Source organism: Kaistia geumhonensis (assembly GCF_030815145.1).
Lineage (GTDB): Bacteria > Pseudomonadota > Alphaproteobacteria > Rhizobiales > Kaistiaceae > Kaistia > Kaistia geumhonensis.
Map to the genome: position 1 here is coordinate 1,503,298 of NZ_JAUSWJ010000001.1, position 13,489 is coordinate 1,516,786.

At 68.4% G+C, this 13,489-nt stretch carries 10 protein-coding genes; 9 read left to right on the forward strand and 1 reads right to left on the reverse strand.

Going from position 1 to position 13,489, the window contains the following annotated elements; genetic code table 11:
* The first annotated feature begins 167 nt into the window (after window positions 1-167).
* Complete coding sequence (locus QO015_RS07190; RefSeq protein ID WP_266280443.1) at window positions 168-1,442, forward strand: histidine-type phosphatase; 1,275 nt, start codon at window positions 168-170, stop codon at window positions 1,440-1,442.
* 18 nt (window positions 1,443-1,460) lie between these two features.
* On the opposite strand, the gene uxaC is transcribed toward QO015_RS07190, so the two are convergent.
* Complete coding sequence (gene uxaC, locus QO015_RS07195; RefSeq protein ID WP_266280441.1) at window positions 1,461-2,864, reverse strand: glucuronate isomerase; 1,404 nt, start codon at window positions 2,862-2,864, stop codon at window positions 1,461-1,463.
* Window positions 2,865-2,993: 129 nt separating this feature from the next.
* Between uxaC and QO015_RS07200 the strand changes: the two genes are divergently transcribed.
* From QO015_RS07200 to QO015_RS07235, 8 genes are all read left to right on the forward strand, one after another.
* Window positions 2,994-3,455, forward strand: coding sequence for a formate dehydrogenase subunit gamma (locus QO015_RS07200; protein WP_266280440.1), 462 nt, complete (start codon window positions 2,994-2,996; stop codon window positions 3,453-3,455).
* Entirely contained in the window at window positions 3,452-5,017 is a 1,566-nt protein-coding gene (locus tag QO015_RS07205) for an NADH-ubiquinone oxidoreductase-F iron-sulfur binding region domain-containing protein (RefSeq protein WP_266280439.1), read from the forward strand. Before QO015_RS07200 ends, QO015_RS07205 begins: the two co-directional genes overlap by 4 nt.
* Complete coding sequence (fdhF, locus tag QO015_RS07210; RefSeq protein WP_266280438.1) at window positions 5,014-7,875, forward strand: formate dehydrogenase subunit alpha; 2,862 nt, start codon at window positions 5,014-5,016, stop codon at window positions 7,873-7,875. The genes QO015_RS07205 and fdhF overlap by 4 nt, the downstream gene beginning before the upstream one ends.
* A gap of 2 nt (window positions 7,876-7,877) precedes the next feature.
* Entirely contained in the window at window positions 7,878-8,729 is an 852-nt protein-coding gene (gene fdhD, locus QO015_RS07215) for a formate dehydrogenase accessory sulfurtransferase FdhD (protein ID WP_266280437.1), read from the forward strand.
* A gap of 6 nt (window positions 8,730-8,735) precedes the next feature.
* Window positions 8,736-8,957, forward strand: a complete 222-nt coding sequence (locus tag QO015_RS07220) for a formate dehydrogenase subunit delta (RefSeq protein ID WP_266280436.1) — start codon at window positions 8,736-8,738, stop codon at window positions 8,955-8,957.
* A gap of 42 nt (window positions 8,958-8,999) precedes the next feature.
* On the forward strand, window positions 9,000-9,881 hold the full coding sequence (locus tag QO015_RS07225) for an aldose 1-epimerase family protein (RefSeq protein WP_266280434.1): 882 nt from the start codon (window positions 9,000-9,002) through the stop codon (window positions 9,879-9,881).
* 57 nt (window positions 9,882-9,938) lie between these two features.
* On the forward strand, window positions 9,939-10,673 hold the full coding sequence (locus QO015_RS07230) for a 5-formyltetrahydrofolate cyclo-ligase (protein ID WP_266280432.1): 735 nt from the start codon (window positions 9,939-9,941) through the stop codon (window positions 10,671-10,673).
* A gap of 212 nt (window positions 10,674-10,885) precedes the next feature.
* The gene (locus QO015_RS07235; RefSeq protein ID WP_370877453.1) at window positions 10,886-13,444 is read left to right on the forward strand and encodes an arylsulfatase; all 2,559 of its coding nucleotides are present in this window, start codon (window positions 10,886-10,888) and stop codon (window positions 13,442-13,444) included.
* Window positions 13,445-13,489: the final 45 nt, after the last annotated feature.

Genomic DNA, 13,489 nt, shown 5'->3' on the forward strand with positions numbered 1-13,489 from the left:
GGGGACGGACTTTACCGAAGATGCACGCGATCAGCGAAGCCGCACCGCACCATGAACGGACGGGAACCCTGTCCGCCGGACCTGCGGACAGCGCCCGCAAAAGGCAGCGCGGCGGCAGGGATGTGTCACAGGCGACGGCGGGCAGGCTGCGCGGGATCGCGGCCGGGGTGATCGCTCTCCTTGCCGGATGGGGCGGCGCCCTGCCGGCGATGGCAGATCCGGTTCCGGTCAGGCCAGAGCCGGGATGGACGATCGATGGCACCGTGCTCCTCAGCCGCCACGGCATGCGCGGCTCGACGATTCCGGTGCGCTGCGGCCCGGAAACGAAGGGATGCCTCGCGACCGACTCGAAGGACCCATGGCCCACTCTCGACGTTGCTGCGGGTCATCTGACCACGGCCGGCTACACGCGGTCGGTGACGATGGGCACATATTATCGCCGGCTCTACGCCGCGGCGGGCCTGCTGCCGCCGGAGGGCTGCATCACCCCCTCTACCCTTGAATTTACATCCGACGCCGTAGAACGGACGGTCATGACGGCCGGGGCCATCATGGACGGCATGGCGCCGGGCTGCGGCCTCATGGATATTTCCATCAGACAAGGTCTCTACCGGGGGGCTTCCTGCGGCTTCGAGAAGGCCGAGGCGGAGAAGGCCTCGCAGGCGTTCGTCGGCGGCTCCTGGCAGGCTGTGGCCGAGGGCAAGATGGCGCGGTCGCTCGACGTGCTGAGCCGGACCCTCGGCGAGTTGCCCGCAGGGACGTGCGAGAAGTCCGGCCTGCCGGCCGGATGCCATCTTTCGGACCTCTGCGCGACGCCGGCGGAAGCCGGCCCTCTCGCGATAGCCGGAGGCTCGTCCGAGCTGTTCGCGATGCAGTATGGCGGCGGGTTGCCCGCCGATGAAATCGGTTGGGGACGGCTGGCAGAGGCGGCCGGTGAGCCGCTCGGCCAGGCCGTGACCACCGCCACAGCGACCCATGCGCTCTATGACAGCGCCACCTGGATGCCGCTCTATCAGGCGACCAGGCTCGGCTCGCAGACGCTGAACCTTGTCAATGAGCAGCTGGGCGAGATTGCCGCTGGCAAGGGCGCGCTCTTTCGCTTCCTCTCCAGCCACGACGACTTCATCCTCAATGTCGGCGGGATGTTGGGCCTCTCCTGGAACCTCGACAGCTACAATCCCTATCAGATACCGCCCGGCGGCTCGGTCGCCTTCGAGCTGTGGCGAAACCCGGAAGGCGCCCGCTTCGTGCGCCTCGTCTACCGGGCGCAGACGCTCGACCAGCTTCGCGAGAACACCGCGCTCGACGTCGACCACCCGCCGGCCGCGCAGGTGATGGTCCCTGCGAAATGCGCGGGCGCGGTCGCCGGCGCCTGCCCTCTCGATCAGTTCTCGGCGCTGGTCTCGGCGGCGATCGAGCCGGCCTGCGTGGCGAAGCCCTGAGACGAGCCGGCATCAGCGTCAAAGGCGATAGGCTTCCTTGGCGAGGCGGTAGGCGAGGTCATGAGCGACCTCCGCCGCCTCGTCCTCGTCGAGGCGATGCGTGACGACGAGTTCGGCGAGATAGCCGCAATCGACCCGGCGCGCGACATCGTGGCGGGCCGGAATCGAGGGGAAGGCGCGCGTATCGTCGTTGAAGCCGACCGTGTTGTAGAAGCCGGCCGTCTCGGTCACGAGTTCCCGGTAGCGGCGCATGCCCTCGGGGGAATCGTAGAACCACCAGGCCGGGCCGAGCCGCAGGGCCGGATAATGGCCGGCGAGCGGCGCCAGTTCGCGCGAATAAGCGGTCTCGTCGAGCGTAAACAGGATGATGGTGAGCGCCCGCTCGTTGCCGAAGCGATCGAGCAGCGGCTTCAGCGCCGCGACATAGTTCGTGGCCGTCGGGACATCGGCGCCCTTGTCGCGGCCGAAACGCGTCATCAGGCGCGCATTGTGGTTGCGGAACGAGCCGGGATGGATCTGGATCACGAGCCCATCGTCGAGGCTCATCGCCGCCATCTCGGTCAGCATCTGGGCGCGGAAAAGCTCGGCGTCGGAGGCCGAGACCTGGCCGCCGCGCACCCGGTGATAGAGCGCCTCGGCCTCGACCGGCGAGAGATCGGCCGTCGCCGCGGTCGGGTGGCCATGATCGGTCGAGGTGGCGCCATGCGCCTTGAAGAAGGCGCGGCGGACGCGATGCGCCTCGAGATAGCCGGCGAAGGTCGAGACATCGGTTCCGGCGAGCGCGCCGAGCGCCTCGATATTGTCCCTGAAGCCCGCGAAATCGGGATCGACGACCGGATCCGGCCGGTAGGCGGTCACGACGCGGCCGGTCCAGCCCGACTCGCGGATCGCGTTGTGGTGGCGGAGATCGTCGAGCGGGCTTTCCGTCGTGGCGATCACCTCGATGTTGAAACGCTCGAACAGCGCGCGCGGCCGGTAGGCCGGCTCGGCGAGACGCCCGGCGATCCGGTCATAGAGCGCGTCGGCATTCGCCGCCGTGAGCCGCTCCTCAATATCGAACAAGGTCGCGAAGGCATGGTCGAGCCACATCCGCGTCGGCGTGCCGCGGAAGAGGTGGTAATGCGCGGCGAAACGCCGCCAGATGGCGCGCGGATCGGTCTCGACCGCCGTTCCGTCCACGGTCGGCACGCCGAGATCCTCGAGCGCGACGCCCTGGCTGTAGAGCATGCGGAAGACATAGTGATCGGGCACGACGAAGAGCTTCGCCGGGTCTGGAAACGGCTCGTTCTGCGCATACCAGGCGGGGTCGGTGTGGCCATGCGGCGAGACGATCGGCAGGTCTCGCACCTCGCCGTAAAGGCGGCGCGCCACGGCGCGGGTCGCCGGATCGGCGGGGAAGAGGCGGTCTTCGTGAAGCAGCATGGTGACCTCGGTCGCAAGGCCGCCATATGACCACGGAGAAGGCCCCGCCGCGAGAGAGACTTGATCCGGAACGGCGAACAGACGAGTTTCGGACGGTTCAAAAAGACGCGACAGGAACCGGGTGGAGACATGCAGGAGACCGAGGAGCGGACGGCGGCGATCGTCGCGCGCTTTGCCGGCGTCGAGGGGGCGACGCTGCCGATCCTGCATGCCGTGCAGGAAGCTTTCGGCCATGTCCCGCGCGAATCGATCCCCGTCATCGCGGCGGCGCTGAACCGCACGCGAGCCGAGATCCACGGCGTCGTCAGCTTCTATCATGATTTCCGCGAAGAGCCGGCCGGCCGCCACATCGTCCGCGTCTGCCGCGCCGAGGCCTGCCGCGCCATGGGCTCCGACCGCATCGCCGGCACCTTCGAGACGGCCCTCGGCGTCGCGCTCGGAGAAACCTCCGCCGACGGCGCCGTGACGCTGGAGCCGGTCTATTGCCTCGGCCTCTGCGCCACGGCGCCGAGCGCCATGATCGACGGCAAGCCGGTCGGGCGCCTCGACGAGGCCGCGGCGGCACGGCTGGCGCGGGAGATTGGCCGATGACCGCTCGGATTTTCGTTCCCGCCGATGCCGCGGCGATCGCCGTCGGCGCCGATGACGTCGCCGGCGCGCTCGCCGCCGCGGCGGCGCGGATCGGCCGCGCGGTCGAGATTGTGCGGACGGGATCGCGCGGGCTCTTCTTCCTGGAGCCGCTGGTCGAGGTCGAGACGGCGGCTGGACGTGTCGGCTTCGGCCCGGTCGCGGCCGGCGATGTCGGAAGCCTCGTCGCGGAGGGCCTCTTCGAGGGGGCCGGCGCGCGGTCGCTCGGCCTCGTCAAGGATATCCCCTTCCTGAAGGCGCAGACACGCTTCACCTTTTCCCGCTGCGGCGTCGTCGATCCGGCCTCGCTGGAGGATTACCGCGCGCATGGCGGCGGGCTCGGCCTTGCAAAGGCGGCGGCCATGGCGCCGGCGGAGATCGTCGCCGCCGTCAGCGCCTCCGGGCTCAGGGGCCGCGGCGGCGCCGGCTTCCCGACCGGCATCAAGTGGAAGACCGTGCTGGACGCCCCCGGTGCGCGCAAATTCGTCGTCGCCAATGCCGACGAGGGCGACAGCGGCACCTTCGCCGACCGCATGCTCATGGAGGGCGACCCCTTCGTCATCATCGAGGGCATGGCGATCGCCGGCCTCGCGACGGGGGCAACGCGCGGCTATCTCTATATCCGCTCCGAATATCCGCACGCGATCGCCCGCATGGAAGCGGCGGTCGAGACGGCGCGCCGCGCCGGCTGGCTCGGCGCCGCCATCGCCGGCACGACGCGCGCCTTCGACGTCGAGATCCGGGTCGGCGCCGGGGCCTATGTCTGCGGCGAGGAGACCGCCCTCATCGAATCGATTGAGGGCAATCGGGGCGAGGTGCGCGCCAAGCCGCCGCTGCCGGCCCTGAAGGGCCTCTTCGGCGCGCCGACCGTCGTCAACAACCTGCTCAGCCTTGCGGCCGTCCCCTTCATTCTCGCCGAAGGCCCCGAGGCCTATGCGGCGGTCGGCTTCGGCCGCTCGCGCGGCACCATGCCGGTGCAGATCGCCGGCAATGTGAAGCGCGGCGGCCTGTTCGAGGTCGCCTTCGGCATCACGCTCGGCGAGCTCGTCAACGGGTTCGGCGGCGGCACGGCAACCGGGCGCCCGGTCAAGGCGGTGCAGGTCGGCGGGCCGCTCGGCGCCTATTTCCCGCCTGCCCTGTTCGACACGCCCTTCGACTACGAGGCCTTCGCGGCGCGGGACGGTCTGATCGGCCATGGCGGCATCGTCGTTTTCGACGATACGGTGGCGATGGACGCGATGGCGCGCTTCGCCTTCGAGTTCTGCGCGCTCGAGAGCTGCGGCAAGTGCACGCCCTGCCGCATCGGCTCGACGCGCGGCCGCGAGACGATCGACGCCATCATCGCCGGCCGCGACGTCGAGAAGAACGCCGCGCTCGTCGAGGAGCTTTGCGATATCATGAAGTTCGGTTCGCTCTGCGCGCTGGGCGGCTTCACGCCCTATCCCGTCATGAGCGCGCTGCGCCACTTTCCGGGCGATTTCGGTCTGCCCGAAAAGGTGGCGGCGGCAAGGGAGACTGCAGCATGACCCTCATCCGCGAGATCGACTACGGCACCCCCGCCTCGCGCAGCGAGGCCAGCGTGACGCTCACGATCGACGGCAGCCGCGTCACCGTCCCCGCCGGCACCTCGGTCATGCGCGCCGCCGCCGAAATGGGCACGGCGATCCCCAAGCTCTGCGCCACCGACCGCGTCGATGCCTTCGGCTCCTGCCGGCTCTGCCTCGTCGAGGTCGACGGGATGCGCGGCACGCCGGCCTCCTGCACCACCCTCGTCGCCGAGGGCATGGTCGTCCGCACCGAGACCGACCGGCTGCGCAAGCTCCGGCGCGGCGTGATGGAGCTCTACATCTCCGATCACCCGCTCGACTGCCTGACCTGCGCGGCCAATGGCGACTGCGAATTGCAGAGCCAGGCCGGCGCGGTGGGCCTTCGCGAGGTCCGCTACGAGGCCGGCGCCAACCATGTCGCCAAGACCGACAATCCGCTCTTCCTCGGCAAGGACGTCTCGAACCCCTATTTCGACTACGACCCGGCCAAGTGCATCGTCTGCTCGCGCTGCGTCAGGGCCTGCGAGGAGGTCCAGGGCACCTTCGCGCTGACGATCGAGGGGCGCGGCTTCGACAGCCGAGTCTCGCCGGGCATGCATGAGAGCTTCCTCGGCTCCGAATGCGTCTCCTGCGGCGCCTGCGTCTCCGCCTGCCCGACCGCGACGCTGATCGAGAAGAGCGTCGTCGAGAAGGGCCAGCCCGAGCATTCGCTGGTGACCACCTGCGCCTATTGCGGCGTCGGATGCTCGTTCAAGGCCGAGATGCGGGGCGAGGAACTCATCCGCATGGAGCCCTACAAGGACGGCAAGGCCAATCACGGCCATTCCTGCGTCAAGGGCCGCTTCGCCTACGGCTATGCGCATCACCGCGACCGCATCCTGAAGCCGATGCTGCGCGAGAAGATCACCGATCCCTGGCGCGAGGTGTCGTGGGACGAGGCTTTCGCCCATGTCGCGACGAAGTTCCGCGCCATCCAGGCGCGCTACGGCAAGGACGCGATCGGCGGCATCACCTCCTCGCGCTGCACCAACGAGGAGACCTATCTGGTTCAGAAGCTGGTGCGCGCCGGCTTCGGCAACAACAATGTCGACACCTGCGCCCGCGTCTGCCATTCGCCGACCGGCTACGGCCTCAAGGCGGCCTTCGGCACCTCGGCCGGCACGCAGGACTTCGACAGCGTCGAGCATGCCGATGTCGTGCTGGTGATCGGCGCCAACCCGACCGACGGCCATCCGGTCTTCGCCTCGCGCCTCAAGAAGCGGCTTCGCGCCGGCGCGAGGCTCATCGTCATCGATCCGCGGCGCATCGACCTCGTGCGCACGCCGCATGTCGAGGCGGCCCATCATCTGGCGCTGCGCCCCGGCACCAATGTCGCCGTGCTCGACGCCATCGCGCATGTGATCGTCACCGAGGGGCTCTATGACGAGGCCTTCGTGCGCGAGCGCTGCGAATGGAGCGCCTTCGAGCATTGGGCGTCCTTCGTCGCCGAGCCGCGCAACAGCCCCGAGGCGGTCGAGGCGGTCTCGGGCGTTCCCGCCGCCGAGATCCGCGCCGCCGCGCGTCTCTATGCGACCGGCGGCAATGCCGCGATCTATTACGGCCTCGGCGTCACCGAGCACAGCCAGGGCACGACCACGGTCATGGCGATCGCCAATCTCGCCATGGCGACCGGCAATCTCGGCCGCCCCGGCGTCGGCGTGAACCCGCTGCGCGGCCAGAACAACGTGCAGGGCTCCTGCGACATGGGCTCGTTCCCGCACGAGCTTCCCGGCTACCGCCACATCTCGGACGACGCCACGCGGCAGACCTTCGAGAAGCTGTGGGGCGTCTCGCTCGACAACGAGCCGGGCCTGCGCATCCCCAACATGCTCGACGCGGCGGTCGACGGGTCCTTCCGCGGCATCTACATCCAGGGCGAGGACATCGTGCAGTCCGATCCGGACACGCATCACGTCACGGCCGGGCTCGCCGCGATGGACTGCGTCGTCGTGCACGATCTCTTCCTGAACGAGACCGCGAACTACGCGCATGTCTTCCTGCCGGGCTCCACCTTCCTGGAGAAGGACGGCACCTTCACCAATGCCGAGCGGCGCATCAACCGCGTGCGGCGCGTCATGAGCCCGCTGAACGGCTATGCCGACTGGGAAGTGACGCAGCGGCTGGCGCAGGCCATGGGTCTCGCCTGGCACTATACGCATCCCTCCGAGATCATGGACGAGATCGCCGCCGCGACGCCGAGCTTCGCCGGCGTCTCCTACCGGCGTCTCGAGGACGTCGGCTCGGTGCAGTGGCCATGCAACGAGGCGGCGCCCGAGGGCACGCCGGTCATGCATATCGGCCATTTCGCGCGCGGGCTCGGCCAGTTCATGATCACCGAATATGTGCCGACCGAGGAACGGACGGGGCCGCGCTTCCCGCTCCTGCTCACCACCGGCCGCATCCTCTCGCAATACAATGTCGGCGCGCAGACGCGGCGAACGGCCAATGTCGTCTGGCACGAGGAGGACCTGCTCGAGATCCATCCGAACGACGCAGAGAACCGCGGCATCCGCGACGGCGACTTCGTCCGTCTCGCCAGCCGCGCCGGCGAGACGACGCTGCGCGCCAGGATCACCGACCGCGTCGCGCCGGGCGTGGTCTACACGACGTTCCACCATCCGGCGACGCAGGCGAATGTCGTGACCACCGACTTCTCCGACTGGGCGACCAACTGCCCGGAATACAAGGTCACGGCCGTGCAGGTCTCGCCCTCGAACGGCCCGAGCGCCTGGCAGGAGGACTATGCCCGCCTCTCCGAGGAGAGCCGGCGCATTCTCCCCGCCGACGCGGCCGAATAGGCATGACTGGCGCCGCGAAGGCGAGCGGGACGGTCGCCGCCGCGACGTGGAGGCGGAGCGGCGCCGCGCGGTCGAGCCGCGCGGTGGCGGTCGAAACGGCGGTCGCCATCACCTATGGCGGCTCGACGCAGGCGGTGCTGATGGCGAGCCCGGCCGATCTCGAGGATTTCGCGGTCGGCTTCACCCTGACCGAGGGCATCGCCGATCTCGCCGCGATCGAGGACATCGAGCAGATCGACGGCGAGCTCGGCATCGAGATGCGCGTGACGCTGGCGCGCCGGCCCTCGGAGCGGCTCGCGGCGCGGCGCCGCGCCATGGCCGGACCGGTCGGCTGCGGCCTTTGCGGCATCGAGAGCCTCGAGGAAGCTGTTCGCCCCCTGCCCCTGAACAGGTCGCCGATGCGGTTCGAGCCCTATGCGATCCTCGCGGCAATCGGCGCCCTCGCGCCGTTGCAGGCACTGAACGCGGAGACGCGCGCCGTGCACGCCGCCGCCTTCTGGCAGCCGGGCGACGGTGTCCGCCTCGTCCGCGAGGATGTCGGCCGCCACAATGCGCTCGACAAGCTCGCCGGCGCCATCGCCCGCGGCGGAATCAACGCCGCGTCCGGCGCCGTGCTGCTCACCAGCCGTGTCTCCGTCGAGATGGTGCAGAAGACGGCAGCGATCGGCGCCCCTTTGATCGTCGCGGTCTCGGCGCCGACCAGCCTTGCGATCGCCGCGGCCGACGCCGCGGGGATCACGCTGGTCGCGGTCGCGCGCGCCGACGGCTTCGAAGTCTTCACCCATGGCGAGCGGCTCGGCCTGCCGCCATCCTCCTTTTCCGACGAGAGAGAGGCGGCGCACGGCGCCGCCTGAAGAAGAATGCCGCCTGAAAAGCTCGTCCGCATGGCGAACCAGATCGCCACCTTCTTCTCCGCGCAGGGCGCCGACGCCGCGCCGGCGGCGGTCGCCACGCATCTGCGGCAGTTCTGGGATCCACGCATGCGGCGGACCATCGTCGCCCATGCGGCGGCAGGCGGCGCCGGCCTCGATCCCGTCGCGGCGGCGGCCATCGCGCGCCTTGCTGCGGAGGAAACGGCATGATGCACTGCCCCGACGCCAGCGCAGTGCAACACGAGTGAAGACATGGACAGGATCACGCTCCGGAACGAATTCGTCACCGTCGCCCTCGACCGCAAGGGCGCCGAACTCCAGTCGATCGTCGATGCCGCCGGCCGCGAATGGATGTGGCAGGCCGACCCGACCTTCTGGCCCCGCCATGCGCCGATCCTGTTCCCCATCGTCGGCCGTGCCGCCGGCGACCAGATCTTCGTCGAGGGCGTCAGCTATCCGATCGGCCAGCACGGATTCGCGCGTGACCGCATGTTCGAGGTGCTGAGCTCGGGGCCGGAGCGGGCCGGGTTCCGCCTCCTCGCCGATGCCGACACGCTGAAGCACTACCCCTTCGAATTCGAGCTCGACATCCGCTTCGAGCTCGCCGGGGCGACGCTGTTCCAGACCGTGACCGCCCGCAACCACGGCAACCGCCCCATGCCGGCCGCCATCGGCTTCCACCCTGCCTTCCAGTGGCCGCTTCCCGGCGCGAAGGGACCGCAGACCGGCCATGTCGCGATCTTCGAGCGCGAGGAGCCGGCCGATATCCGCCGCCTCAAGGATGGCGGCGTCGATCCCGCCACGCGCCCGACGCCCGTCCTCGGCAAGGTGCTGGCGCTCGATCCTTCGCTGTTCCTCGAGGATGCGATCATCTTCGACGAGGTGCGCAGCCGTTCGGTCTGGTTCGGGGTCGAGGGAACCGACGGCCTCAGGGTCGATTTTCCCGACCTCCCCTATCTCGGCATCTGGACGAAGCCGGGCGCGCCGTTCCTCTGCATCGAGCCGTGGCAGGGCCATGCCGCGATGCTGGGCTTCGAGGGCGAGATGGCCGAGATGCCGGGCATGGTCTCCGTGCCGCCGGGCGGCAGCATGACGCGGCACATCGCGATCCGGATCGGCGCGCCTTCACCCTGAATCGGGGCTGGCACGGGTTTCGCTAGGAACGATGGATTGCGCCAGCAGAAGGAAAAGATGATGGATCACAAATCGTCGGTGCGCGAACGGGTCTGGAGCGACCTGCGCCGCGTCGCGCTGCCCGACAGCCGGTTCGACTTCGATTTCGCCGAGTTCATCGCCGATTTCGAGGGCGGCGAGGCCGCCTGCGACCGCCTGATCGCCGACGAGGCCTACCGGAATGCCGGGCTGATCTTCATCACGCCGGACAACTGCCTCGAAAGGCTGCGCCACCGTGCCCTTCTCGACGGCAAGTCGGTCCTGATGACGACCTATTCGATCAAGCGCGGCTTCTGGCTGCTCGACCCGGCCGACATCGCGCCCGATCTTTATCTCTACGCCGCGACGCTCGACGGGATGGAGCGGGTGGGACGTCCGGTCGATCTCAAGGCCATCGCCGACATGCCGCCGGTCGACTATCTCGTCACCGGTACGGGAGCGATCAACCACGAGGGTATCCGCTTCGGCAAGGGACACGGCTTCTTCGACGTGGAGTGGGGCATGCTCTACCGGCTCGGCCGCGTCGGTCCCGAGACCCCCGTCGCCGCCGTCGTGCATGATTGCCAGTTGCTGGACGAGACCCTGGTCCCGGACGTGTTCGATACGACCGCCGACCTCGTCTTCACGCCGACGAGAACCATCCGCGTCGCGAACGCCCAGAAGCCGGATTGCGGCATTCTCTGGGACCGGCTCGACCCGCACATGTTTGCGACCATCCCTCCGCTGCAGGAGCTGAAGGCGATGCGGCTCTGACCGCCGCTGTCGCAATCCGGTTAGCGACCTCACTCCCGACACGCTAGGCTCACGCGCCCGACCGGTCCTTCGACCGCACGCCAGCGCGCTCCCCAGCGCTTGACGCGCGTCAAGGCCGCATCCCGGTCTGGCGCGCAACATGCCTGCCGGTGGGCGACGCCCATCGCCGTGATAGGGGAGTCTCGGTCGTGTCGATTGTCCTTCGCGGTCCTTTGAGGGCCTTGGCTGCCGCGCTGCTCTTCGGCGGTGCTCTTCTGTCACCCCTGGCCGGCCTCACGCCGGCTTCTGCGCAGGATGCCGCATCGCCGCCTGCCGGCGTTCCGCTCGCGGCGCCGCCGGAGCTTTTCGGCCAGCCGGGCTCGCCGAGCGCGACGCGGACCATCGACGGCATGGTCATCCCCAACCCGGCGCAGCCCTTCGCCGGCACCATCAAGCTCAACGCCGCGCAGTCGACGCCCGCATGGCCGGCCCGGACGGTGGCGCCGCAGGGCGCGCCGAATGTGCTGCTGGTGCTCACCGACGACACCGGCTACGGCGCCGGCTCGACCTTCGGCGGCGTCATCCCGATGCCGACGCTCGACGCGCTGGCCAGGGATGGCCTGCGCTACACCAATTTCAACTCGACCGCGCTCTGCTCGCCCTCGCGGGCGGCCCTGCTCACCGGACGCAACCATCACAATGTCGGCTACGGCAATATCGCCGAGGCCTCGACGGGCTTCCCCGGCTATGACGCGGTGATCGGTCACGACACCGTATCGGTCGCCGCGGTGCTGCGCGCCAACGGCTACAACACCTCGTGGTACGGCAAGAACCACAACACGCCGCCCTTCACGGAAAGCCAGGTCGGTCCCTTCGACCAGTGGCCGACGGGCGAGATCTTCGGCTTCGATCACTTCTACGGCTTCATGGGCGGTGACGCCAACCAGTGGCAGCCCAACCTCTTCAACGACACGACGGCGATCTATCCATTCCTCGACAAGCCGGGCTGGAACCTCATCACCGCCGAGGCCGACGACGCGATCCGGCAGATCCAGACGGTCAATTCGGTCGATCCTTCGAAGCCGTTCTTCGTCTATCTGGCGCCGGGCGCGACCCATGCCCCGCACCATCCGACGAAGGAGTGGATCGACAGGATTTCGGCGCTGCATCTCTTCGACAATGGCTGGAACGCGCTGCGGGACACCATCTTCGCCAACCAGAAGCGGCTCGGCGTCATTCCGCAGGATGCCCAGCTGACGCCCTGGCCGGATCACCTGAAGAAATGGGAGGAGCTCTCGGCCGACGAGAAGAAGCTCTTCATCCGGCAGGCCGACATCTACGCCGCCTATCTCGCCTATGCCGACAACGAGACCGGTCGCGTCATCGATGCGATCCGCGACATGGGCAAGCTCGACAACACCCTCGTCATCTACATCGTCGGCGACAACGGCTCCTCGGCCGAAGGCTCGCCGACCGGCACGCCCAACGAGGTGGCGCAGTTCAACGGCGTCACCCCGCCGGTGGCCGACCAGCTCAAGTATTTCTACGACCTCTGGGGCACCGAACAGACCTATCCGCATATGGCGGTCGGCTGGACCTGGGCCTTCGGCACGCCGTTCAAATGGACGAAGCAGATCGCCTCACATTTCGGCGGCGTCCGGCAGGGCATGGTCATGTCCTGGCCGGCGCGGATCAAGGACGTCGGCGGCATCCGCAACCAGTTCAGCCATTTCATCGACATCGAGCCGACGATCCTCGAGGCGGTCGGGATCACCGCGCCGAGCTTCGTGAACGGCATCCAGCAGCGGCCGCTCGACGGCACGAGCATGGCCTATACCTGGGACGCCAGACCCGACGATCCGACGCGGCACACGGTCCAGTATTTCGAGATGTTCGGCAATCGCGGCATCTACAACAATGGCTGGTATGCCAACACGACGCCGATCGTCGATCCCTGGGCGCTGTTCTCGATCCCGCCGACGGATGTCATGAACAGCTATAAGTGGGAGCTCTACGACCTCACCAAGGACTGGACCCAGAACAACGATCTCGCCGCCGGGATGCCGGACAAGCTGCGCGCAATGCAGGAGCTGTTCATCGCCGAGGCGTCGAAGAACCAGGTCTTCCCGCTCGACAACTCGGTCGCGACCCGAATGGTCACCCCGCGGCCGAGCGTGGTCGCCGGCAAGTCCCACTTCGAGTATACCGCGCCGATCGCCGGCAACCCGAATGGCACGCAGCCGCTGCTCCTCAATGCGAGCTACCGCATCAGCGCCGATATCGACGTACCGGAAGGTGGCGGCAACGGCATGCTCTTCACGCAGGGCGGCCGCTTCGCGGGACACGGCTTCTATCTCCTGAAGGGAAAGCCGGTCTATGTCTGGAACCTCCTGGATCTGGAGCGCGTGCGCTGGGAAGGCGCCGACGCGCTGACCCCGGGCCGTCACCTGGTGGAGTTCGACTTCACCTATGGCGGGCTCGGCTTCGGCACCTTCGCCTTCAACAGCCTCTCTGGCGTCGGTCAGGCGGCGGAGGGCGTGCTGAAGGTCGACGGCAAGGAAGTGGCGCGGCAGAAGATGGCGCACACGATTCCGATCACGCTGGCATGGGACGAGAGCCAGGACATCGGCTCCGACACGCTGACCGGGGTCGACGATGCCGACTACGAATCGCCCTTCGTCTTCGACGGCACGATCCACAAGATCACGCTCGACATCGATCGCCCGCAGCTCTCGAAGGAAGACATCCAGAAGCTCGAAGCGGCGCAGAGCGCGCAGGGCGACAAGGGCTGATCGCCCTGTCGTCTCCAACAGACAGGGCGCGGGCCGAAAGCGCCG